Source organism: Roseateles sp. (assembly GCF_031397715.1).
Classification (GTDB): domain Bacteria; phylum Pseudomonadota; class Gammaproteobacteria; order Burkholderiales; family Burkholderiaceae_C; genus Paucibacter_A.
In genome coordinates this window covers 1-22,906 of the sequence record NZ_JANNMI010000113.1, presented here as the reverse complement: position 1 = coordinate 22,906, position 22,906 = coordinate 1, and the positions used below count along the sequence as shown (strand labels likewise).

Genomic DNA, 22,906 nt, shown 5'->3' with positions numbered 1-22,906 from the left:
ATGCACGCTCGACCCTCTTGACCCTGCTGCAGCACCGCGTCTTGCCGGTCATCAACGAGAACGATACCGTCGTCAATGACGAAATCAAGTTCGGTGACAACGACACCCTGGGCGCCCTGGTCGCCAATCTGATCGAGGCCGATGCTTTGATCATCTTGACCGATCAAAAAGGCCTGTACTCGGCTGACCCCCGGCGCGATCCGCAGGCCCGCTTCATCGCTGAGGCAGTGGCGGGCACGCCTGAGCTTGAGCAGATGGCCGGCGGCGCCGGCTCAAGCCTGGGCCGCGGCGGCATGATCACTAAAGTTTTGGCCGCCAAGCGTGCGGCCGGCAGCGGCGCCAATACGGTGATTGCTTGGGGGCGCGAGCCCGATGTGCTGATCCGCCTACTGGCCGGTGAGGCGATCGGTACCGCCCTGCTGGCATCGACCCCGAAGCTGGCGGCACGCAAGCAGTGGATGGTGGACCACCTGCAAATGCGCGGCGCGGTCGCAATCGATGCGGGCGCGGTGGCCAAGTTGCAGGGCGAGGGCAAGAGCCTGCTGCCTATCGGCGTGCTGGAGGTGAAGGGCGACTTCCGCCGCGGCGACGTGATCGCCGTGCGCGACCAGGCCGGGCGCGAGTTGGCCCGCGGTCTAACGAATTACTCCAGCGCAGAGGCGCGCCTGATTGCGCGCAAACCGTCGAGCGAATTCGAGCGGGTGCTTGGCTATACGGCCGAGCCCGAGCTGATCCACCGGGACAATATGGTGGTGCTCGGCTGACCCGCTCGGCGGCTCAAGGATTCGTTGGCGGCTCGCTTGAGCTAGCGGGCGACTGCAGCTCTTGCGCGGACTCGGCCTGCTGCCCCTGGTCGCTGCGATGCTGTTGCGGCCGCATGCCACCGCGCAGATAGCGGTTGTGGTGGTTGATGCGTGGCAGGTAGCGCGCCAACTCGGTCAACGCGTTCTCGTAGACCCCGCGCTTGAACTCGATCACCGCCTCCAGCGGCACCCAGTAATCGTTCCAACGCCAAGCGTCAAACTCGGGGTGGTTGGTGGCGCGCAAATTCATATCGCTGTCGCGCCCCATCAACTGGAGCAAAAACCAGATCTGTTTTTGACCGCGGTAATGCCCTCTGGCATCCCGCCTGATGAAGTGGTCGGGCACCTCATAGCGCAGCCAATCGCGCGTGCGCGCGATGATTTGCACATGGTCAGGAACAAGCCCCACTTCTTCATGGAGCTCACGGAACATCGCCTGCTCGGGCGTTTCACCATAGTTAATGCCCCCTTGCGGGAACTGCCAGGAATGGGTGCGAATACGCTTGCCCCAAAACACTTCATTCCTGTGGTTGAGCAGGATGATGCCGACGTTGGGCCGGAAGCCGTCACGGTCGAGCATAATCAACCTCGAATCTTTAGTTGGTTCAATTATTGCATTGGGACGCCCGGTCGGCCGCCTCATCGCTAACCCTCACACACCGAACCCTGCTTGGCCTTAGCGGCCGAGCCTCGCCAAGCGCTATGAAAGCAAGTCAGTTTTTCGTCTCCACGCTCAAGGAAGCGCCCGCCGATGCAGAAGTGGTCAGCCACAAGCTGATGATGCGTGCCGGCATGATCAAGCGCATTGGCGCTGGTATCTATAACTACATGCCGATGGGCCTGCGCGTTATCCGCAAGGTCGAGGCCATCATTCGTGAAGAGATGGGCCGCGCCGGTGCGGTTGAGTTGTTGATGCCGGTGGTGCAGCCGGCCGAGCTGTGGCAAGAAACCGGCCGCTTCGACAAGATGGGCCCCGAGCTGATGCGCGTGAAGGACAGGCATGGCCGCGACTTCATCATCCAGCCCACTTCTGAGGAGGTGATGACCGACATCGCGCGCCAGGAGTTGCGCAGCTACAAGCAGTTGCCAAAGAATTTCTATCACATTCAGACCAAGTTCCGTGACGAGCGCCGTCCCCGTTTTGGCATCATGCGCGGGCGTGAGTTCACGATGAAGGATGCCTACTCCTTCGACCGCGACGTGGCCGCTGCGACTGTCAGTTATCAAGGCATGTTCGCCGCCTATCAGCGCATCTTTGACCGCTTCGGCCTGCAATACCGCGCGGTTGCCGCCGACACCGGCGCCATCGGCGGCGAGCTCTCACATGAGTTCCAGGTGATTGCCGACACCGGCGAAGACGCGATCGTCTATTGCCCGAGCAGCGACTACGCCGCCAATATCGAATTGGCCGAAGGTGTGGCGCTGTTAAGTGAGCGCGTTGCTGCCGCCCAGTCCTTGACCAAGACCGCCACGCCGGGGAAAAGCACTTGCGAAGACGTTGCGGCCTTGCTGGGTTTACCGTTGGCGCAAACAGTCAAGTCCTTGGTCTTGGCCAGCGACGAGCTGAACGACAAGGGTGAGATCAGTAAGTCCACCGTCTGGCTCTTGCTGCTGCGCGGCGACCATGACTTGAACGAAGTCAAGGCCGGCAAGGTCGAAGGGCTGAAAAATGGTTTCCGTTTCGCCACAGTCACCGAGATCGAGGATCACTTCGGTTGCAAGCCAGGCTTCCTGGGCCCGATCAACCTGCTCAAGCCTGTCAAGGTCGTCGCTGACCGCACGGTCGCCTTGATGAGTGATTTTGTCTGCGGTGCCAATGAAGCGGACTTCCACTTCACCGGCGCCAACTGGGGCCGCGATCTGCCCGAACCCGATATGGTTGCCGATCTGCGCAATGTGGTGGCCGGCGACCCGTCGCCAGACGGCCAGGGCGTGCTGGCGATTCAGCGCGGCATCGAGGTCGGCCATGTCTTCCTGCTCGGCACCAAGTATTCGGCCGATATGAAGGCGACCTTCCTGGACGAAAACGGCAAACCGCATCTGCTGGTGATGGGCTGCTACGGCTTCGGCGTCACCCGCATCCTGGGTGCGGCGATGGAACAGAACCATGACGAGCGCGGCATCATCTGGCCCGACGCGATTGCGCCGTTCAGCGTGGTGATCTGCCCGATCGGCATGGACCGTAGCGAGGAGGTCAAGGCGGCCGCCCACAAGCTGCACGACGACTTGCAAGCACTCGGCATCGACGTGCTGCTGGATGATCGCGGCGAGCGCCCAGGTGCGATGTTTGCCGACTGGGAATTGATCGGGGTGCCGCAGCGCGTGGTGATCTCCGACCGTGGCCTGAAAGAGGGCCAGGTCGAGGTTCAAGGTCGCCGCGATGCCGAGGCCTTGAAGTTGGCCTTGGTTGATGTGCTTGCCCATTTGAAGGGCAAGCTCAAGCCTTGAAGACGCTGCAGGTACATCGGCGCAGCCTGCTAGGCGGGGCTGTGGTTGCGCTGGCTGGCGCCGGCTTGCCTCGCTTCAGCGTTGCCGGGTCGCAGGCGGAAGAGCCGCTTGTCGACGCCGTTCGCTCCGCGCTGACGGCAGCGGTCTCCTATAGCGCGCCACCCAAGCCGCGCTTCGACAATGTCGAGGCGCGGCTGGCCTATTTGCGCTGGCTGGGCGCCACCAGCGAAAAGCTCAAGCCCCGCAAAAGCGAGCTGCAGACCCGCATCGAGTTCTTGGAGTCGGTCTGGTACGAGGCCAAGCGGGCCGGCTTGGACCCAAGCCTGCTCTTGGGCTTGGTGCAAGTGGAAAGCGGTTTTCGAAAATATGCGATCAGCAGCGCCGGCGCGCGCGGTTACACCCAGGTGATGCCGTTTTGGGCCAACTTGATTGGCGATGGACAGGCCTCGCGGCTGTTCCATATGCAGACCAATTTGCGCTTCGGCTGCGTGATCTTGCGTCACTATTTGGACCGCGAAAAAGGCGATTTGTATCTGGCCCTCGGTCGCTACAACGGCAGCCGTGGCCGGCCGGAGTATCCGAATGCGGTGTTTGGTGCCAGGCGCAAGTGGCTGGCGCCGGGCGAGACCTGAAATCAGTTGTTGCTGTTCAGGCCACCCCAGGCCTGCGGCCGCGCACCGACCACGCCCGCCAACTCCAGCACTCGTTCGGTACTCTCGTTGACCAGCTCGGCGATAGTTTTCGGGTGGTGATAAAACGCCGGCAGCGGCGGGAAGATGATGGCGCCCATCTCGGTCGCGGCCACCATATTGCGCAGATGGGCCAGATTGAAGGGCGTCTCGCGCACCATCAGGATCAGCCGGCGGCGCTCCTTCAGCGTGACGTCGGCGGCCCGCGTGAGCAGGTTGTCGCCAAAGCCATGGGCGACCGAGGCCAGCGTCTTCATTGAGCAAGGTGCGATCACCATCGCTGTGGTGAAGAAACTGCCGCTGGCAATGCAGGCGCCGACATCGCCGGGCGCGTGGCAGAAACTCGCTTCGCGTTCCAGTTCAGGGCGGCTCAGGCCCAACTCATGGTGGGCGTTCAGGACGCCCGCCGGCGTGACGATCAGATGCGTTTCCAGGCCCAACTCGCGGCCACGGCGTAAAAGCCGCAGCGCATAGGCCGCGCCGGTCGCGCCGGTGATGCCGATGACCAGCCTTTGGGCTGCGCTGCTCACGGAGCGTTACTTCGCGTCCAAGGTCTGTTGTAGTTCGCCCGACTCGTACATCTCCATCATGATGTCCGAGCCGCCGACGAATTCGCCGTTGATGTAGAGCTGGGGGATGGTCGGCCAGTTGGCGTAGTCCTTGATGCCTTGGCGCACTTCGGCATCGTCCAGCACGTTGAAGGTCTTCAGATCGGTGGCGCCGCAGGCCTTCAGGATCTGGATCGCGCGGCCGGAAAAGCCGCACATCGGAAACTGCGATGAGCCCTTCATGAAGAGCATCACGCGGTTGTTCTTCACCAAGTCATCAATACGTTGCTGCACGTCGCTCATTTGCTATCTCGCCAAAAAGTGGAATATTCAGAGTGATTATCGACGAGCCGGGTCGAGCTGGCTCAACGCTCCCCAAATGAGCTCAATAACTGTAGGAAAGGCCGAGTTGCAGCACCGGCCGGTAGCGCATATCGCGCAGCAGGTCTTCCATGCCTTGGCTGCGGTTGGTGCCCAGGCGCAGGCTGCTGGTGGCGCTGCCGTTGACCAGGCCGAGATCGGCGCTGAAGCCCCAGCCACCGCGTAGCGATTGGCCGGTATAGCCGATGCCCAAATAGGACATTGAGCCGTAGGGGTCGTTGGCGTCGCCCAGCGGCGAGGCCAGGTTGATGCTGCGTTGGTCGACCGACCAATACTGCCCGCCGCCGCTGCTGGCCCCCAGGGCCAAGCCAGCGCTGCTTTGCGACAGCGAGCCCAGCATCAGACCGCCGGTGGCGCGCAGGCCCCCCTGCACGCCGTTCAGACCGGAACCGGTCAAGTAATAGTCGCCCAGCAGGTTGGCGCTCAGCAGGCGGGAGCCGGTGTAATGTTGTGGCTGGTAAGAGCCGGCCGGCGCCGGCTCAAGACTACTCAGCTGCAATCTGGCCTGCCAGCTTGGGGCCGCATGAACCGGGCTTTTGGCCGTGTCGGCCGCCCCACAGTTGACGCTCAAGGCTGCCAACAAGGCAAAGGCGGTTGCGCCTGGCGTAAAACGGGCGAAGTTCATGGCGTTCTCCTGCGGCGATGGAACTGAGACCATGCTACGCCCGCCGCTGCCCGGCGTGCAGATCAAATTACCAACAAATACAGATTCTGTTGCTTCGATCAAAGTGGCCAACGGCCGGCGCTGACACGCGGCTGGCCGCCCAGATCGCGGCGCATGTCCAGCTCGGCAAAACCGCGCAGGCGCAGGGCCTCGGCCACGGCCGGCGCCTGGTCATAGCCATGCTCCAGCAGCAGCCAGCCGCCAGGCCGCAAATGTGCCGGCGCACCTTCGATCAATTGCCGCAGATCCGACAAGCCGTCGCCGCCCGGCGTCAAGGCGCCGATCGGTTCAGCTTTGAGCGCCGGCAGATGCGGGTCGCCGCCGGCGATATAGGGCGGATTGCTGACGATGATCTCGAAGCGTTGGCCGGCCAGCGGCTGCCACCAGTCACCGTGCTGAAACGAGACGTCCAGCTTCAGCCGCTGTGCATTGCCTTGCGCCACGGCCAAGGCCGCCGCGCTGAGGTCGACCGCGCTGACGCGGGCTGCGGGACAGCCGGCCTTGATGGCCAAGGCAATCGCGCCGCTGCCGGTGCCCAGGTCGACCAGGCTGGGTGTGCCGTCAATGTGGGTCAGCAATTCCAGCGCCCAGTCCACCAGGGTTTCGGTGTCGGGCCGGGGTACCAAGGTGTCCGGGGTGACGGTCAGCAAAAGGCCGTGGAATTCCTGCTCGCCCAGTAAATAGGCCAAGGGCATGCCGGCCGCGCGCTGCATCATTTGTTCGGTCAACCGGAAGGCCAGCGCCGGCGCCAGCGGCGCGTCGTCATGACTGATCAGCCAAGCGCGGTTCTGCTGCAGGGCAGCGGCCAGCAGCAGTTGGGCGTCCAGCCGGTCCAGACCAAGCAAACGCGCATGGCTCAATGCCGAGCGAACGTCGCTGAACTTCATGCCCGGCCTTCCTCCAGCAAGGCCAGTTGCTCGGCGGCCTGTGCCGCCTGCAGGCCGGCGGCCACATCGTCCAGGTCGCCGTCCATGATGGCGCCGAGCTTGTACAGCGTCAGGTTAATGCGGTGGTCGGTCAGCCGGCCCTGCGGGAAGTTGTAAGTGCGGATGCGGTCGCTGCGGTCGCCCGTGCCGATCAGGCTCTTGCGGTTGGCGGCGTCTTGCGCCTCGCGGGCAACGCGGTCCTTGTCGCGCACGCGGGCGCTCAGCACCAACATGGCCTTGGCCTTGTTGCGGTGCTGGCTGCGGTCGTCCTGGCATTCGGCCACCAGGCCGGTCGGCACATGGGTGATGCGCACAGCGCTGTCGGTCTTGTTGATGTGCTGGCCGCCGGCGCCGCTGGCGCGGTAGGTGTCGATGCGCAGATCGGCCGGGTTCAGCGTGATTTCTTCGGTCGCGTCCGGCTCGGCGATCACCGCCACCGTGCAGGCGCTGGTGTGGATGCGGCCCTGCGACTCGGTCGCCGGCACGCGCTGCACGCGGTGGCCGCCGGACTCGAACTTCAGCCGGCCGTAAACCCGCTCACCCTCGATGCGCACGACCAGCTCCTTGTAGCCGCCCAGGTCCGAGTCGCTGCTGGACAGAATCTCGCATTTCCAGCCCATCCGCTCGGCATAGCGCAGATACATGCGGGCCAGGTCGGCGGCGAACAGCGCTGACTCATCGCCGCCGGCGCCGGCGCGGATTTCCAGGAAGGCCGAGCGCTCGTCATCCGGGTCGCGCGGCACCAGGGCCAGCTGCAGCGCGGCATGCAGACGCGCCAGGTCGGCCTCGGCGGCCTTGATTTCCTCGGCTGCCATCTCCGCCATCTCAGGGTCGTCGAGCAGCAACCGCGCCTCGGCCAGGTCGGCCTCGCGCTGCACATATTGGCGGTACTGCGCGTCCAGATCGGCGACCTCGGACTGCTCCTTGGTCAGCGCACGGTAACGCTTCATGTCGGCGGCAACGCTGCCGTCGCTCAAAATGGTGTCGAGCTCGCTCAGGCGGTAGCCGAGGCGGTCGAACTGCTGGCGCAGTGAATCTTTCATGGGGGTCTTCAGGCAAAAGCAAGGGGCCGGCTACGCACCGGGAGCACTGAACCTTGCGGCGCCGCTAATGATCGCCGGGTGTTTCGGCCGGATTGCTAACGCTGCTGCTGCGCAAAAACAACCGCGAGACGGTCTGCGCCAATTGCACGCGCTGCTCGCCGTCGCTGGCATGCAGCTCGGCCAGGGTGCCATGCAGCATCTTCTGCGTCAGGCCGCGCGACAGCGCTTCGAGCACTGCTTCGATATTGGCACCGCGCGCCAGTTGCTTGCGCGCACGCGCCACTTCATGCTCGCGCCAGTCATCGGCCTGCGCGTTCAGCGCCTGAATCAAGGGCACGGTATGGCGCTGGCCCAGCCAATGGACAAAGCTCTGCACGCCGGTCTCGATGATGGCCTCGGCCTGGGCGACGGCGGCTTGGCGTTTCTCGCCGGCCGACTGCACCAGGCCGGCCAATTCATCGACGGTGTAGAGATAGACGTCGTCGAGCTGACCGACCTCGGGTTCGATGTCGCGCGGCACCGCCAGGTCGACCATGAACATCGGCCGGTGCTTGCGCGTCTTCAAGGCCCGCTCAACAGCGCCCAGGCCGATCAAGGGCAGGCTGCTGGCGGTGCAGGAAATCACCGCATCAAATTCATGCAGACGCTGCGGCAGGTCGGCCAGGCGGATTGCCTCGGCGCCCAGGCGCCCGGCCAGCCTTTCGCCGCGCTCCAGCGTGCGGTTGGCAACCGCCATCGCCTTCGGCGTCTTGGCGGCAAAGTGGGTGGCGACGAGCTCAATCATCTCGCCGGCGCCAACAAACAACACCTTGATCTGACTCAGGTCTTCGAATAACTGCGCGGCCAAGCGCACCGAGGCGGCCGCCATGCTGATCGAATGCGAGCCGATCTCGGTCGAGCTGCGCACCTCCTTGGCGACTGAAAAGCCGCGCTGAAACAGCTGGTGCAAGGTTGAACCGACCGTGCCGGCCTGCGTCGCTTCGCGCACCGCCTGCTTCATCTGGCCGAGGATTTGCGGCTCGCCCAGCACCATCGAGTCCAGCCCGCTGGCGACCCGGAAGGCATGGCGCGCCGCCGCGCTGCCCTCGCGCACATAAGCGTGATCCATCAGCGCAGCGCTGCTGACGCCGCCGACGCGGGCCAGCCAGTCGACGGCCGGCTGCACCACGCCCTGGTTGCCGGCCACATAGATTTCGGTGCGATTGCAGGTCGACAGAATCGCCGCTTCCGGCCTGGTCTTGCCTGACTTGCCGATCAAGAGCTGGTCGCGAAAGCCATGCAGGGTCGGCGCCAATTGGTCCAGCGAGAATGCAAACCGCCCGCGCAGATCCAGCGGCGCGGAGTTGTGATTCAAGCCTAGGGCAAACACTGTCATGACTGGATTATAAAATTGAGTTTCAAACAGCGCGGCGCTGGATTGATTTTTGCCCCAAGGCCAAACTTGATTTGCATCAAGTACTCGGCGATTCCTCACGTTTCAATGCAGCTCAGCCCCACATGAATCCGCTCGATGCCTTCTGGCACATCGCCAACTTCTTCGCCCCGGCCTGGTTCGTGGCCGCCTTGTTGGCGCTGTTTTGCAGGCTGCTGTGGCGTCAAGTTTCTTGGCAGAAATTGGCGCTGTGGGGTGGCATCGGCGGCAGCTTTGGGCTGCTGATCGCCATGGTGCTGCTGAGCCGCGACGGCAAAATGTTGGGCTATGGCCTGATGCTCGTGGGCGTGGCACTGCCGCAATGGGGTCTGCAACTCAAACGATCGAAATAGCCGCGTCCTCAAGCGTCAACACCTCGGCGCGCAGCGAATGCGCAAAGGCCTCGGTGATGTTGACGTCCACCAGCCGATTCATCAGGCGCGGATGGCCCTTGAAGTTGACGATGCGGTTGCATTCGGTGCGACCCATCAGCTCGGTCGCGTCCTTGCGCGCATTGCCGGTCACCAGGATACGCGTCGTCTTGCCGACCATGGTCTGGCTGATCGCCAGCGTATTGGCCTCGATGACGGCCTGCAGCTCCTGCAGACGGCGCAGCTTGACCTGATAGGTGACCAGATCCTCGAGATTCGCCGCCGGCGTGCCCGGGCGCTGGCTGTAGATGAAGCTGAACGACGCGTCGAAGCCTACTTCGTCGACCAGCTTCATCAGCTTGGCGTGGTCATCCTCGGTCTCACCGGGGAAGCCGATGATGAAATCGCTGGCGATGCGGATGTCCGGGCGGATCGCGCGCAGCTTGCGTATCGTGCTCTTGAACTCCAGCCCGGTGTAGCCGCGCTTCATCGCCATCAGGATGCGGTCGCTGCCGTGCTGCACCGGCAAATGCAGATGGTTGACCAGCTGCGGGATCTTGGCGTAGGCATCCACCAGCCGCTGACTGAACTCGTTAGGGTGGCTGGTCGTGAAGCGCAGGCGCTGGATGCCGGGAATCTCGGCGGCGTATTCCAGCAGCAAGGCGAGGTCGGCGAACTCACCCGACTCGCCCATCTTGCCCCGGTAGGCATTGACGTTCTGGCCCAGCAGATTGATCTCCAGCACGCCCTGGTCGGCCAGCCCGGCGATTTCGGTCAGCACGTCATCGAACGGCCGCGACACCTCCTCGCCGCGCGTGTAGGGCACGACGCAGTAGGAGCAATATTTGGAGCAGCCTTCCATGATGGAGACGTAGGCTGAGGCACCTTCGACTTTGGCCGGTGGCAGGTTGTCGAACTTCTCGATCTCGGGGAAGCTGATGTCGACCTGCGGGCGCAGCTCGTCCTGGCGCGCCTTGATCATTTGCGGCAGGCGGTGCAGTGTTTGCGGGCCGAAGACCAGATCGACATAGGGCGCACGGTCGATGATGGCCGCACCTTCTTGGCTGGCCACGCAGCCGCCGACGCCGATCAACAAGCCTTTCTCTTTCAGGTGTTTGACGCGGCCGAGGTCCGAGAAGACTTTTTCCTGCGCCTTCTCACGCACCGAGCAGGTGTTGAACAGAATCAGATCGGCCTGTTCGACATCGTCGGTTTTCTCGTAGCCTTGGGCGGCGCCCAGCACGTCGGCCATCTTGCCCGAGTCGTACTCGTTCATTTGGCAGCCGAAGGTTTTGATGAAGACTTTCTTGGACATGGGGGTACTCATATTCTGGGCAGTTCAGCGCTTGGTCCAGACCTGCGACGCCTGATCGAAAGACCAGTTCTCGGCCTCTTGCAGGCTGCGCGGCCAGGGCTTGTTGGCCAGCTCGACGGGGTTCAGCACCCACACATCCATCAACAAGCCGGTCGGGTCCAGCGTGTAGTGGACGATGAGTTTTTCGCCGCTGAGCGAGGCCGGCTGCTGCAGCAGATGGGTGTCGCCGCGCACGCGGGCGCCGGGTGCCAGCCGCGCCGGTTTGCCGTTCAGGCTGATATCGGGGGTCTGCAACACCACCATTTCACCGCGCAAGGCATGGGCCGGGAACGGGCGATGGGTCTGGGCTTGCACGCTGCAGACCATGCTGAGCAGGGTCGCGGCAACGGCGGCAGGTATTAAAAACTTGGTACAGCGGTACATGGTATTTTTCCAGTGGCTGCAAATGGGGGTGGGCGATTGTAGGCGAGCCGCTTGCCGGCTCTGCCTCTCAGCCGACCAAGCCGTCGAAGAAGATCGCCCAGTGCCCGTCTTTCTCGCGCCAATATTGGCGCTTCAACTTGGGCGCGCCGCCGCTGGGGCTCAGCTCGCGGTAAGTGACAATCCGCACCGCCGGCTGATCGGGCCAGGCCAGGCTGCTCAGCCGCTCCAGCGCCTGCAGCGGCAAGGCGTGGGTTGACATCAGGGCGAGATTGGCGTCCAGCCGGCTGGCGGCGCTGTCCGAGCCGCGCTCCAGGCCGGCCTCGTAAAAGCCGCGCAAGGCCGCGGCGTCCTGCGCCAACCTAGCCTGTTGCCAGGCCTGGTAGGCGCGCTCAAAGCCGGTGTCGGTGGGCGACTTGGGTGCCGCCGCTCTGCGGTCTACCCAGGCTATCTTGTCAACGATCAGCACCGGCGTCTCGCGCGCCGCGACGGTGTCGGCCAGCGCCTTCATCTCGTCGTTGCTGAGCACAATGCAGCCATCGGTGGACTGTGGGCTGCGCGCATAGTTGCCGCTGCGCTCGCCGTGCAGCCAGATGCTGCTGCCGCTGCGGCCCAGCACGCGGTCATATTCGCTGGGATAGTTCAAAGGCAGCGCGGCCGCGCCATAACGAGCCGCCGCCTCGTCACGGCGCAGCCCGATGTGATAGACGCCCAGCGGCGTGCGCTGGTCGCCTTCGATCAGCTTGCCGGTGCCGAGTTTGCCGATCGAGACATAGCTGTCGCGCACGAGTTTCAGGCCATCGGCGCCGTTCTCGAACAGGTAGAGGCGGGCGCGGCTGGTGTCGACCACGACCGCATGGTGCACCGCCGGTGACAGGTCCAGCAACAGCTTGGGCACGAAGTTGGCAGGCGGGCGCTCTACCAGCGCGGCAAGCCGCAACCTGGCCTCGGCACGTAGGCCATCAGCGCTGCCGGGGGCGGCACTGGCCGCAGCCTGCGGGCCATAGTCCACGGCGGCTGGCCGGCCACTGCGGGCCAGCAGCAGGTCGCCCAACAGCAGTTGCGCCAAGGCAAAGTCCGGTTGGCGCGCGACCAATTTCTCCGCGGCATCCAGGGCCAGCGTCTCTTCACCGCGAGCCAAATGCTGGTAGGCCAGGATCAGCTGACCTTCGGGGGTTTGGGTGTCAATCTCGCTGTGGATCAGGCGCTCGGTCGGGCTTGTCGCGGACTCGGCTCGCGCTGCCGGCAAGTCCTGATTTGCGCGGCCCGGCAAGTTCAGTGCCGATGCGGCTTTAAAGTCAACCTTGGCGAACCCATAGCCGACCGTGCCCAAGATGGCCGCCAGCCCCAGCACCGCCAACACGACCGGCTTGATGCTGCCGCCCATCGCAAAGCTGGCTCCTGGGGCCCTGGAGTTGAGGTCTTGTGAGGCGTCGTTCATGTCAATGGCTGTGTGCAAACAGAGCTCAGCTCGAAGCTTCTTGAGTGATTTGCCAATCGCCGGCTTTGTTCTTGACTAATTCAAAGTTCTTGCTGCTCTTCACGCTCAAGGCGTCCGAGTTGTAGTCTTGGCGCAGGCGCACGCTGGCCTTGTTGCCGTTGACCTTGACGCGCAGATCGGACAAGCTGACGTTGATCTTCTTCTTGCCGGTGATGCGGTCACGGCGCTCCTGCTCCCAGGCCTTGCGGCTGGCCGACTTGCCCTTGAAATCGGGCGCATAGGCGTCGTAGTAGGCAACCATATTGCGCGAACTCCAGGCCTTGGCCCAGTCCCGCATGGCTTTCTCGACCAATTGTTTGTCCTGCTCGGCAGGGTCGACTCGCGCCGGCTCGGCCTTGGCCACCACGGCGGCCGGAACGGGCTGGGCGACGGCGCTTGCGGCCAAGGCAACGGCCGGGGCTGAGGCGAGCTTGGGCGCAGGCGGCACCGCGACGGGCTTTGCTACCGCGACCGGCGCCGGTGCCGGTGCCGGAGCTGCTGCCAGCGCCGCCTGCGGCTTGGCGGCACGTGGATCGACGCTGGCCTCAAACACGTTTTGCACCACCGCCAATTTCAAAGGCAGGTTGCCGTCGGACTTGTCCAGCGCCAAGGCCTTTTTATAGGCTTGGCCTGCCAGGCGAGCGTAAACATCGCCTAGATTTTGAAACGCCGTGGCATAGGTGGGATTGGTGCGAATCGCCAGCTCCAGCGCTTGGCGGGCCTTCTCGTAGTCGCCCTTATTGCCGTACAAGACGGCCAGATTGTTGTAGGGGCCGGGCAGCTCGGGATGCTTGTCGATCAGCTTTTGAAACACCGCGATCGCCTCGGCCTGGCGGTTCAGCAGCGACAAGGCAATGCCGCGTTGCAGGAGCAAGCGCGGGTCGTCCGGCTTGGCGATCAGCAGCTGATCAACTTTTTTCAGCCCCTCGGCCGACTTGCCGCTGGCCAAAATCGCTTGCACATCGCTGACCTCGTCGGCCAAGACCAGCGCGGAGCCCATCAGCAGCGCGGCGCCTAAGCAAATTGAGCGTAGCGAAAAAGGGGTCGTCACTGCTGTGAATAGAGTCATGGCGCGGCTGAAATGAGTTGGCCCGATTGTAGTGGGGCGAGCGCTGGGCGCCGCCCATGGCGGGGGCCGGCTTGCATGCTAGAGTGGCCGCCGGACTTGGGGCCATCAATTTTGATTCGCCCCTTGATGGTTTTCTGCTGACTTCTTCATTCCCTCCCGCCCGCATGGATCGCTGCCCCCTCAAGATTTCCCAGTCCGCAGCAGCATGGGCCAAGGCAAGTGGTGCGCGCCTGTTGTTGAGCAGTGCCGCCTTGGTGACGGTGCCGGCACAGGGTTTTGAGGTCGGTGTGCCGCACCTGTTGTCGGGCCTGGGTCAGCCGCTGTCCTTGCAGTTGCCGGTGCGTTGGGCGCCCGGCGAGGTGCGCGCTGCCCACTGCTTGAAGATGGGCGTCGTGGCGGTTGTAGAGGCCGGCGAGCGCCGCCTCAGCGAAGGCGAGCTGCAACAAAGCCTGCTGAAGGGCGCCGATGCGAATTCGGCCCTGATTTGGTTGCGCTCCAAGCGCGATATCGATGAGCCGGTGTTGATTTTGTCTATCGGTTGCCCGGCGCAGCAGCTGATGGCCCTGGTGGATCCGGTGCATGCCATGGTGGCTCCGGCGAGTGGCGGCAAAGATTTGGTTGATCCGCCGGCTGTACTTGATACACCCGTCTTGCCCAAACAGACCAGTCGCCCGCCGCGCCTGATCAAGGCCCGCGCCGAGCGACCCGCGGCACAAAAGAACCAACTGCGCTTGTCAAGCGACAGCCTGCCGCCCTTGGCGCTGGCGGATGCCGAAATTCCGAGCCTGCGATGGCGTTTTGACAGTGATTTGGGTGGCAGCGTTGCGAGCAGCCAGGCGCCGCTCAAGGCAACCCAGGAGCAGGCCTTTCACGTGCGCCCAGGAGCTCCCGGGGCCAGCCTGCTGATGGCGATTGATATCGGCCGGCCCGCTGGGCCCGCCGATTTGTTGATGGCTCAAGATGGGCCCGAGCGGCTGGCCCGCGCGCAAGCCCAGTTCGCGGCCCTGCAGGCCGACCATCGCGCGCTCAAACTTGAGCTGGACAAACTGAGCGCCGACATGGCCGCCCGTGACGCGCAGGGCGCCAGCACCCAGCGTTGGTTGATGGCTGTGGCCGGCGGCTTGGTGGTGGTGTTGGTGGCGGCCGGTGTTTACTTGTTCAAGCGCCGGCGCGACGCCAGTCCCTACGCACCCGGACCGGCCAGCATCAGCGCATAGCTGACAGGTCGCGGCACGGCGGCGGTGTAGCCTTGGTCGGGCTCATAGACCAGTTCCAACTTGTCGTTGCGGCCAAGACTGAGCGAATTGGCGATCAGGCTGCCCTCCAGATGACTGGAGCCGATCACGTCGGCGCCAACCGCCAGCACGCTGCCGTCGCCGGTCAGGTGCAGGCCGAAGACTTGACCCAATCATTGGCGGTGTTCCAGCTCTGACGGGGCCCCCTTACAGGCCCACGCATGGGCCCGCCGGATCAACTCAATCCGGCTGCTTCACAAAGTCGCGCAACTCCTGTGCCATCCGCGCCAGCGAAGGTTGATGGATATACATCATGTGGCCGGCCTCGAAATAGCTGACCTGCACATTGCCCTGCAGCTTTTCGTGCAAGCCCAGGTGGCTGAGCGTGTAGTCACCCGCCGCATGCGGCGTGGCCAGGTCGTAATAGCCGCTCGCCACATAGATACGCATATCGGTGTTGGCATGCATGGCACGGCGCAGGCTGTCGCCGACGTTGACATACTTGTTCTCGAAGCCCTTCCAGCTCCAGGTGTTCCACAGCGGTGCAATCACCAGATAGGGCGCGTCGTCCTCGAACTTCAGCGTGTCGCGCAGCAAGCGGTTGATGCCCACCGCATAAGCGCCGACCAGATTGTTCATGCCGGCATCTTCTTCCGGGTGTTCGCCGGCGTCATCGCGGTCCAGGCCCAGGAAGCGGCTGTCCAGGCGGCCGACGGTCTGGCCGCGCTCGCGCAATAACTCCTTGAAGAAGCGGAACTCGGTCGGCCGCAGGTCGCAGCGCAGCAGGTATTGCAGGCTCAGCCCGCTGAAGAGCGCGAGCTTCTCGGCCACCTTCTGGCGCTGCTCGGTGCTTAAGCGCGAGCCCTGCATCAGCGCCGTCCAATACTCGCCGTTGGCAAAGGCTTCCGCCTCAGCGACCACTTCCTTGAGCGTCTTCTTCTGCAGCGCCGGCTTCAAGGCCTTGTGATACCAGGCGGTGGCGGCATAGGTGGGCAGGTAGAGCGGGTAGGGCAACTCGTTGCCGTGGTCGAAGCTGAGGGTCTGAAAGTCCACCGCCATCGACACCAGCATCAGGCCGTTGAGATGGATGTTATGTTTTTCCTGCAGATGCCGCGACAGGCCGGCCGCGCGGGTGGTGCCATAACTTTCGCCGATCAGGTACTTGGGCGCGCCCCAGCGGCCGTTGCGGGTCAGGTAGAGGCGGATGAACTCACCCACCGCGTCGAGGTCACGCTGGTACTCGTGGTATTCGGCCAGTTTCTCGCCCTCGGCCACGCGCGAATGGCCGGTGCCGACGGGGTCGATGAAGACCAGGTCAGAGTCGGTCAGCAAGGTGAACTCGTTGTCGGTCAAGGCATAGGGCGGCGCGCCGCATTGGCCCACCTCGTCGGTCGGCACGCGTTGCGGCCCCAGCAGGCCCAGATGCAGCCAGACGCTGGATGAACCCGGCCCGCCGTTGAAGCTGAAGGTGATCGGGCGATCGGCCTTTTTTTCGCCATCCTTCTTCTTTAAAGGCTTCAGTGTGTAGGCGAAGAAGAAGACGCTGGCCTTTGTTTTTTTGCCCTTGTACTGACCCTTGTGCTCGCCCTCGGCCTCGCTGTGAACCTCTTGCAGCAGCAGCGTGCCGCAGGTGGCGGTGTATTCCAATGTGCGTTTACCGACCAATAACTTGTGATCGGTGCTGACCAGATGCTCGACCGGCGGAGCAGCGGTTTTGCTGGGGTCGGATTCGGCTTTGGGTTTGCTATTCGGCTCGGCTGCGGACATCGGGCTTCCTTGGTTTGGGCTATGGTGCCGAGCATGCACTCTAGCCCGATAGATTCCAACACCCCCTTGCTGGGGGTAGATTTCAGCAGCGCACCGACGCGCCGCAAACCCGTCACCGTCGCGCAGGGCCGGCTACAGGGTCAGGTGTTGCGGTTGGACGGTGTTTTGAGTTTTGACACCCTGCTTGGTTTTGGCGGATTTTTGGCCGCGCCGGGCGAATGGTTGGGTGGCTTTGATTTTCCTTTTGGCCTGCCGCGCGAGCTGGTGCTGGCGCTGGACTGGCCGCAAAGCTGGCCGGCGCTGATGGCGCATTACACGGCGCTGAGTCGGGCCGAGATACGCGACGCCTTTGCCGGCTTTTGCGCGGCCCGACCGGTGGGCGGCAAGTTCGCTCACCGCGCCTGCGATGGGCCGGCGGGTTCCTCGCCCAGCATGAAATGGGTCAACCCGCCGGTCGCCTTCATGCTGCATGCGGGCGTACCGCTGTTGCTGCGGGCGGGCGTTAAGCTGCCGGGTTTGCAAGCGGGGGATCCGAAGCGGGTGGCGCTGGAGGCCTACCCGGGCCTGTTGGCACGCGAAATTCTTGGGCGGCGCAGCTATAAAAGCGATGACAAAGCGAAGCAAACGCCCGAGCGCTTGATCGCCCGCAAGGACTTGATCGACGCGCTGGAGCAAGGCCGTACCCGCTTGGAGCTGCGCCTCAAACTCAGCCATGCGCAGCGTGACAGCTTGGTCGACGACGCCAGCGGTGACCGTCTGGATGCGGTCTTGTGCTTGCTGCAAGCGGCGTGGGCGCAGGGCCGGCCGGGCTACGGTTTGCCGGCGCTGATCGACCCTTTGGAGGGCTGGATCGTCAGCGCTTGACGCCGCAGGAAGGGCCGGCTTACTTCCTCATCAGCGTACTTTTACCGAATAAGGACTCAATCAAATCCACCGACACCTTGGCCGTCTTGTTCTGCAAGTCCAGCGCCGGGTTCAGCTCGACGATGTCGAGTGAGCCCATAAAGCCGGTGTTGGCGATCATCTCCATGCACAGATGGGCTTCGCGGTAGGTCGGCCCGCCGGGGACGGTGGTGCCGACGCCGGGTGCGATCGCCGGGTCCAGGAAGTCCACATCGAAGCTGACATGCAGATGCGTGTTGGCGTCCAGCGTCGCTAACGCTAACTCCATGGTGTGACGCATGCCCATCTCGTCGATGAAGCGCATATCGAAGACTTCCAGATCCTGCTCATGGACGAAACGCTTCTCGCCGGCGTCGACGCTGCGGATGCCGATCTGGCGCACCCATTTCGGGCTGATTGCGGGCACCTGGCCGCCGATTTCGATCAGCGCCTGCGGGCCGAAGCCGCACAGGCAGGCGACCGGCATGCCGTGCACATTGCCGCTGGGCGTCAAGGCGCTGGTGTTGAAGTCGGCATGGGCGTCCAGCCACAGAATGCGCAGCTTTTTGCCGACTTCGCGGCAATGCCGCGCCACCGCGCTGACCGAACCAACGCCTAAGCAATGGTCGCCGCCCAGCATGATGGGCATGCGGCCGGCCTTCAATTCGGCATACACGGCGTCATGCGTGACCTGGTTCCAGGCCACCACTTCATTCAGATGGCGGTAACCGTCCACCGGCGGCAGCCAGGGGTTGGGCGGGCCACTCAAATTGCCGCGGTCGACCACGTCCACGCCGTGGCTCCTCAGCGCCTTGGTCAGGTCGGCCACGCGCAGCGCCTCCGGGCCCATGCTGGCGCCGCGTTCGCCGGCGCCGATGTCGGTGGGTACCCCAATCAAAGATACGGATCGCAAAGTGGTCATGTCAGTCGTCCTTCTGTCTAGCTATCTATCGTGTCGGCGCTGCCAGCGCCGGGGTTCATGTCGTATTCGGATTCCAGCAGCGCCCAGGCCTCTTCGGCGGTCTCGACGAAGTGGAACAAGCGCACATCGGCGGGGCCAATCATGCCGGTCTCCACCAAATAGTCAAAGTTGATCAGGCGGGTCCAGAACTCACGCCCAAACAGCAAAATCGGCCGGCGCCGGCTTTTGCCGGTCTGTATCAAGGTCATGGTCTCGAACAACTCGTCGAGCGTGCCGAAGCCGCCGGGGAAGCACACCAGCGCCACCGAGCGCATCAAGAAATGCATCTTGCGCAGCGCGAAGTAATGAAAGCGAAAGCACAGCTCGGGCGTGATGTAGCGGTTCGGGTGCTGCTCGAAGGGCAGCACGATGTTCAGGCCAATGCTTTTGCCGCCGACCTCGAAGGCGCCGCGATTGCCGGCTTCCATGATGCCGGGGCCGCCGCCGGTGACGACATAGATCGGGTTGTTGCGCTCGCTGGAAGCGCGCGTCACCAGCGCGGAGAAGCGCCTGGCTTCCTCGTAGTAATGGCTCATCGTCAGCTGCATCTCGGCCCGCTTGATCTGCTCGGCGTCGCCGCCGGTTCGAGCTTGGGTCAACAAGGCTTGCGCCTCTTCTTGGGAGGGGATGCGGGCACTGCCGAACATCACGATGGTCGATTTGATGCCCAGCTCTTGCTGCATCAGCTCGGGCTTGAGCAGCTCCAGCTGCATGCGCACCGGGCGCAGCTCATCGCGTAACAGGAATTCGCTGTCATCAAAGGCCAAACGGTAGGCGCTGCCGGGCTGGTCGTAATTGGGCTGCGGCGCCAGGGCCTGGGTTTCTTCCTTGGCGCTGGGGAAATTGCGGGCGATCAGCTGTTTGCGCTTGTTCATGGGGTCGGTTTGGGCTCGGGTGGGCGACTTCAGTTGCCAGGACGCAGCTTAGGGGAGGCTGCGAATAATTTTCGTGCGTATTTTTGATTCAGATGGATGTTTCATGCGTGAAGCCAATCTTTGTGTGGCCACAGACATTGCAAGCCGGGTCGGCCTGCACGAGTATTTCATTCCATTCCATGCGCCGGCCGTCCAGCATTTGCAGGCGCCCGGCCAGGCTTGTGGGCATGCCCAGCAGCAGCTTCAGGCTTTCTGCGGCCTGCATGCTGCCGATCACGCCGACCAAGGGCGCGAACACGCCCATGCTGGCGCAGCGGGCTTCCTCGAACTGGCTGTCGGGCGGGAACAGGCAGGCGTAGCAGGGCGCGCCGGCTTGGCGGCTGTCGTAGACGCTGATCTGGCCATCAAAGCCGATCGCAGCACCCGCCACCAACGGTTTGGCATGCTTGACGCAGGCGCGGTTGACGGTCTGGCGGGTGGCGAAGTTGTCGCAGCAGTCCAGCACCACATCGGCTTGGGCAACCCAGCGGTCCAACAGGGCAGCGTCGGCGCGTTGACGCAGGGCGGTGACGCGCACCTCGGGGTTGATGGCGGCCAGGCCTATCGCTGCGGACTCGACCTTGGGCAAACCTACGCGCGCCATGCTGTGGACGATTTGGCGTTGCAGATTGGTCAGATCCACATCGTCGTCATCAACCAGCGTGATGTGGCCCACGCCGGCGCTGGCCAAGTAGAGTGCGGCGGGCGAGCCTAGGCCGCCGGCGCCAATGATCAAGGCATGCGAATGCAGCAACTTTTGCTGGCCTTCGATGCCGATTTCGTCCAGAAAAATATGCCGTGAGTAGCGCAGTAATTGCTCGTCGTTCATGGGCCAGAGCATAGCGCGGACACCAAACAAAACAGCCCGCCGGAGGGGCGGGCTGTTGCGCTCAAGCCGAGCACGGCTCAATCGTCTGTTTTGGCTTCGGCCTTGCGCTCGACGGCGGTCTTTGACACCAGCACCGGCAAACCCTTCAGATGATTGAGGGCCTGGTTGAGCTGGAAGTCCTCGGCGCTGCCGAACTCGGGCAGCGGCTTCGGGGGCTCACTCTTCTTGGCGTATTCGGCTTCGAGCTTTTCACGTGCTTCTTCGCGTGCTTTCTCGCGCGCTTCGTCCTTGACTTCTTCTTTGCCGTAGTTCAGGTGCTTTTCCAGGTCGGCTTCGCGGGTGCGCAGCGCGGCGAAGACATTGCCTTCGGCGGTCTCGTCCAACAAGATGTCGGGCAGGATGCCGGTCGCTTGGATCGAGCGACCGCGCGGCGTGTAGTAACGCGCGGTGGTGATCTTCAGCGCTGTTTCGGGGCTGAGCTGACGCACCGTCTGCACCGAACCCTTGCCGAAGGTCTGCGCGCCCATGACGAGGGCGCGCTTGTGGTCCTGCAAGGCGCCGGCGACGATCTCGCTGGCCGAGGCCGAGCCTTCGTTGACCAACACAATCATCGGCACCGTCTTCAGCGCGGCCGGCAAGTTGCGCAGCGGGTCAATGCCGCCGCGGCGCAGGTAATCGTCGGGGCTGGCCTTGAAGCTGGCCTTGGAATCGGCGATCTGGCCATTGGTGCTGACGACTTCCAGGTCCTTGCCCAAGAAGGCCGCCGAGATGGCCACCGACGCTTCCAGCAGACCGCCCGGGTCATTGCGCAGGTCCAGCACCAAGCCCTTCAGCTTGGGTTCTTGTTTGTACAGCTCTTCGAGTTTTTTGGCGAAATCGTCCACCGTGCTGTCTTGGAACTGGCTGACCCGCAACCAGGCATACCCAGGCTCGATGATCTTGCCGCGCACGCTGCGGTTATGGATTTCCTCGCGCACGATGGTGATGGGGAAGCTGCGGTTTTCGCTCTTGCGGAAGATCGTCAGCTGCACCTTGGTGCCGAGCTCGCCGCGCATGCGCTTGACGGCTTGGTCAATCCCTAGGCCGCGCACCAGCGAATCGTCGATTTTGCTGATCAAGTCACCGCTCTTGAGTCCGGCGCGAAAGGCCGGCGAGCCTTCAATCGGCGAGACGATCTTGACCAGGCCATCTTCCATGCCGATCTCGATGCCGACGCCGACAAATTTGCCGGTCGTGCCTTCGCGGAATTCCTTGAAGTTCTTCTTGTCAAAGAACTGTGAGTGCGGGTCGAGGCCGGCCACCATGCCGGCGATCGCGTCATTGATGAGTTTTTTCTCGTCGATCGGCTCGACATAGTCGGACTTGATCATCGCGAACACGGCGGCGAGCTGTTGCAATTCTTCTAGCGGCAGAGGCGACAGGCTGCTGCGCGCATTGGCCTGCAATTGCATGGTCGCGAGCGCGCCGGCCACGACACCCAAGGTCAGCCAACCTGCGACTTTGAATTTGGCACTCATGATGTGAGTCCGTCCTATCCGTCTAGCGAAAAATCAAAAATACGCGATATGTGCCTAGTTCTAGGGGTCAAATCCCAGCTGGTACAAATTCTGCTTGGCAAGTATATGCGTGCCTGCTGCGGGCAGCCCGGGGATAGGACCCCATTTGGCGGCGCAAATCAGGGCTTTGCGGGCATAGATAGACAGGTCGGCGGAATTTGCGCTACCGCCGCGTCTGTTCAGGACGATTCAGCCGCTGCGGCCTGCCGGGCAAACGTCACCACATGGTCCACATCGGCGCGAATGCCTATCCATTCGCCGACATGGTGGTCGTGGTGTGACGGCACATGCGCCATCAGGCGCTCGCCCGAGGCCAGTCTCAGCGTGTAGAGGAAATCGGCGCCGCGAAAAACCTTGCGCTCGATCTGCGCTTTTACCGGCGCCAGATCGTCGTGAATGATGTCATCGGCGCGCAGCAGCACGTCGCACAGGCCGCCGGGGTAGGCGCTGGCCAAGGCGCAGGCCTCGGCGTCCGACAAGGCGCCCACCGGCGTCAGCACCACCGGGCCTTGTTCACCTTGCACGATGCGGCCCGGTGTGAAGACGCTGTGGCCGATGAAGTCGGCCACAAAGCGGGTCGCCGGGCGGTGGTAGACGGCGTAGGACGCATCCCATTGCTCCAGGCTGCCGCGGTTCATCACGCCGACCACGTCACCGATGGCAAAGGCCTCGGCCTGGTCATGGGTGACGAACAGCGCCGTGGTGCCGCTGCTCTTCAAAATCGCCCGCAACTCCTGCGACAAATGCTCGCGCAGATCGACGTCGAGGCTGGAAAAAGGCTCATCCAGCAGCAGCAGACGCGGCGCCGGAGCCAGGGCCCGCGCCAACGCAACCCGCTGCTGTTGCCCACCCGAGAGCTGGTGCGGGGCGCGCTTGGCGGCATGGGCCAGACCGACCAGATCCAGCACCTCCTGGATGCGAGCGGCGCGAGCGGCGCGGCTCATGCTGCGCAGACCAAAGCCAATATTTTCGGCGACGCTGAGGTGAGGGAACAGCGCGTAGTCCTGAAACACCATGCCAATGCGGCGCTCCTCGGGGTTCAGGTGCAGGCCACGGGCGGCGTCGGCCAACACTTCTCCGGCGATGCTGACGCGGCCCCGGTGCAAGCGCTCCAGCCCGGCGATGCAGCGCAAGACCGAGGTCTTGCCACAGCCCGAGGGGCCAATCAAGACGCCGATTTGCCCGCGGGTCAGC

Annotated in this window: 24 protein-coding genes; 6 read left to right on the top strand and 18 right to left on the bottom strand. The window is 63.5% G+C overall.

Features of this window, described 5'->3' with window-relative positions; all coding sequences use genetic code 11:
- Positions 1–764, top strand: a 764-nt coding sequence (gene proB, locus RMO57_RS05105; RefSeq protein WP_310384836.1) for a glutamate 5-kinase, incomplete at its 5' end; no start/stop codon positions are given.
- Between the two features lie 13 nt (positions 765–777).
- Here proB and RMO57_RS05100 read toward each other — a convergent pair.
- On the bottom strand, positions 778–1,383 hold the full coding sequence (locus RMO57_RS05100; RefSeq protein ID WP_310384839.1) for an RNA pyrophosphohydrolase: 606 nt from the start codon (positions 1,381–1,383) through the stop codon (positions 778–780).
- A 122-nt stretch (positions 1,384–1,505) separates the two neighbouring features.
- Between RMO57_RS05100 and RMO57_RS05095 the strand changes: the two genes are divergently transcribed.
- Positions 1,506–3,251 (top strand): proline--tRNA ligase, encoded by a 1,746-nt coding sequence (locus RMO57_RS05095; protein WP_310384834.1) that lies wholly within the window; start codon positions 1,506–1,508, stop codon positions 3,249–3,251.
- A gap of 5 nt (positions 3,252–3,256) precedes the next feature.
- Positions 3,257–3,883, top strand: coding sequence for a transglycosylase SLT domain-containing protein (locus tag RMO57_RS05090; protein WP_414896373.1), 627 nt, complete (start codon positions 3,257–3,259; stop codon positions 3,881–3,883).
- Positions 3,884–3,885: 2 nt separating this feature from the next.
- Here the strand turns inward: RMO57_RS05090 and RMO57_RS05085 are convergent, their stop codons facing one another.
- The 6 genes from RMO57_RS05085 to hemA all read right to left on the bottom strand — a co-directional run bounded on the left by RMO57_RS05085 (position 3,886) and on the right by hemA (position 8,877).
- Positions 3,886–4,470: a UbiX family flavin prenyltransferase gene (locus RMO57_RS05085; RefSeq protein ID WP_310384832.1), complete on the bottom strand. Its 585-nt coding sequence runs from the start codon at positions 4,468–4,470 to the stop codon at positions 3,886–3,888.
- Between the two features lie 6 nt (positions 4,471–4,476).
- Complete coding sequence (grxD, locus tag RMO57_RS05080) at positions 4,477–4,791, bottom strand: Grx4 family monothiol glutaredoxin (protein WP_310384830.1); 315 nt, start codon at positions 4,789–4,791, stop codon at positions 4,477–4,479.
- An 82-nt stretch (positions 4,792–4,873) separates the two neighbouring features.
- Complete coding sequence (locus RMO57_RS05075; protein ID WP_310384828.1) at positions 4,874–5,494, bottom strand: hypothetical protein; 621 nt, start codon at positions 5,492–5,494, stop codon at positions 4,874–4,876.
- 98 nt (positions 5,495–5,592) lie between these two features.
- Positions 5,593–6,420: a peptide chain release factor N(5)-glutamine methyltransferase gene (prmC, locus tag RMO57_RS05070; RefSeq protein WP_310384827.1), complete on the bottom strand. Its 828-nt coding sequence runs from the start codon at positions 6,418–6,420 to the stop codon at positions 5,593–5,595.
- Positions 6,417–7,502 (bottom strand): peptide chain release factor 1, encoded by a 1,086-nt coding sequence (prfA, locus tag RMO57_RS05065; protein WP_310384825.1) that lies wholly within the window; start codon positions 7,500–7,502, stop codon positions 6,417–6,419. Before prfA ends, prmC begins: the two co-directional genes overlap by 4 nt.
- Positions 7,503–7,566: 64 nt before the next feature.
- Positions 7,567–8,877, bottom strand: a complete 1,311-nt coding sequence (gene hemA / locus RMO57_RS05060; protein WP_310384823.1) for a glutamyl-tRNA reductase — start codon at positions 8,875–8,877, stop codon at positions 7,567–7,569.
- A 122-nt stretch (positions 8,878–8,999) separates the two neighbouring features.
- Between hemA and RMO57_RS05055 the strand changes: the two genes are divergently transcribed.
- Positions 9,000–9,266 (top strand): hypothetical protein, encoded by a 267-nt coding sequence (locus tag RMO57_RS05055; RefSeq protein WP_310384822.1) that lies wholly within the window; start codon positions 9,000–9,002, stop codon positions 9,264–9,266.
- Here RMO57_RS05055 and miaB read toward each other — a convergent pair.
- The 4 genes from miaB to RMO57_RS05035 all read right to left on the bottom strand — a co-directional run bounded on the left by miaB (position 9,250) and on the right by RMO57_RS05035 (position 13,568).
- Complete coding sequence (miaB, locus tag RMO57_RS05050; protein WP_310384820.1) at positions 9,250–10,599, bottom strand: tRNA (N6-isopentenyl adenosine(37)-C2)-methylthiotransferase MiaB; 1,350 nt, start codon at positions 10,597–10,599, stop codon at positions 9,250–9,252. The genes RMO57_RS05055 and miaB overlap by 17 nt on opposite strands.
- A gap of 24 nt (positions 10,600–10,623) precedes the next feature.
- Positions 10,624–11,022: a hypothetical protein gene (locus RMO57_RS05045; RefSeq protein ID WP_310384818.1), complete on the bottom strand. Its 399-nt coding sequence runs from the start codon at positions 11,020–11,022 to the stop codon at positions 10,624–10,626.
- Between the two features lie 67 nt (positions 11,023–11,089).
- The gene (locus RMO57_RS05040) at positions 11,090–12,460 is read right to left on the bottom strand and encodes a L,D-transpeptidase (protein ID WP_310384816.1); all 1,371 of its coding nucleotides are present in this window, start codon (positions 12,458–12,460) and stop codon (positions 11,090–11,092) included.
- A 25-nt stretch (positions 12,461–12,485) separates the two neighbouring features.
- Entirely contained in the window at positions 12,486–13,568 is a 1,083-nt protein-coding gene (locus tag RMO57_RS05035; RefSeq protein ID WP_310384814.1) for a YybH family protein, read from the bottom strand.
- Positions 13,569–13,732: 164 nt separating this feature from the next.
- Between RMO57_RS05035 and RMO57_RS05030 the strand changes: the two genes are divergently transcribed.
- Positions 13,733–14,785: a hypothetical protein gene (locus tag RMO57_RS05030; RefSeq protein ID WP_310384812.1), complete on the top strand. Its 1,053-nt coding sequence runs from the start codon at positions 13,733–13,735 to the stop codon at positions 14,783–14,785.
- On the opposite strand, the gene RMO57_RS05025 is transcribed toward RMO57_RS05030, so the two are convergent.
- Together RMO57_RS05025 and RMO57_RS05020 are read right to left on the bottom strand one after the other, a co-directional pair.
- Entirely contained in the window at positions 14,752–14,976 is a 225-nt protein-coding gene (locus RMO57_RS05025; RefSeq protein WP_310384810.1) for a hypothetical protein, read from the bottom strand. The genes RMO57_RS05030 and RMO57_RS05025 overlap by 34 nt on opposite strands.
- 67 nt (positions 14,977–15,043) lie before the next feature.
- Positions 15,044–16,570, bottom strand: a complete 1,527-nt coding sequence (locus RMO57_RS05020; protein WP_310384808.1) for a S10 family serine carboxypeptidase-like protein — start codon at positions 16,568–16,570, stop codon at positions 15,044–15,046.
- A 33-nt stretch (positions 16,571–16,603) separates the two neighbouring features.
- On the opposite strand from RMO57_RS05020, the gene RMO57_RS05015 reads away from it, so the two are divergent.
- Positions 16,604–17,434 carry a DUF429 domain-containing protein gene (locus tag RMO57_RS05015; protein WP_310384806.1) on the top strand — a complete coding sequence of 277 codons (831 nt, stop codon included), beginning with the start codon at positions 16,604–16,606 and terminating at the stop codon, positions 17,432–17,434.
- Positions 17,435–17,453: 19 nt separating this feature from the next.
- Here the strand turns inward: RMO57_RS05015 and rocF are convergent, their stop codons facing one another.
- From rocF to RMO57_RS04990, 5 genes are all read right to left on the bottom strand, one after another.
- Entirely contained in the window at positions 17,454–18,374 is a 921-nt protein-coding gene (gene rocF / locus RMO57_RS05010) for an arginase (RefSeq protein WP_310384804.1), read from the bottom strand.
- A gap of 17 nt (positions 18,375–18,391) precedes the next feature.
- Positions 18,392–19,288: an LOG family protein gene (locus RMO57_RS05005; protein ID WP_310384802.1), complete on the bottom strand. Its 897-nt coding sequence runs from the start codon at positions 19,286–19,288 to the stop codon at positions 18,392–18,394.
- A gap of 88 nt (positions 19,289–19,376) precedes the next feature.
- A complete protein-coding gene (locus RMO57_RS05000; protein ID WP_310384800.1) occupies positions 19,377–20,156 on the bottom strand; it encodes a molybdopterin-synthase adenylyltransferase MoeB in 780 nt (259 codons plus the stop codon).
- 77 nt (positions 20,157–20,233) lie between these two features.
- Complete coding sequence (locus tag RMO57_RS04995; RefSeq protein ID WP_310384798.1) at positions 20,234–21,673, bottom strand: S41 family peptidase; 1,440 nt, start codon at positions 21,671–21,673, stop codon at positions 20,234–20,236.
- A 218-nt stretch (positions 21,674–21,891) separates the two neighbouring features.
- On the bottom strand, positions 21,892–22,906 hold a 1,015-nt coding region (locus tag RMO57_RS04990; RefSeq protein WP_310384796.1), incomplete at its 5' end, for an ABC transporter ATP-binding protein.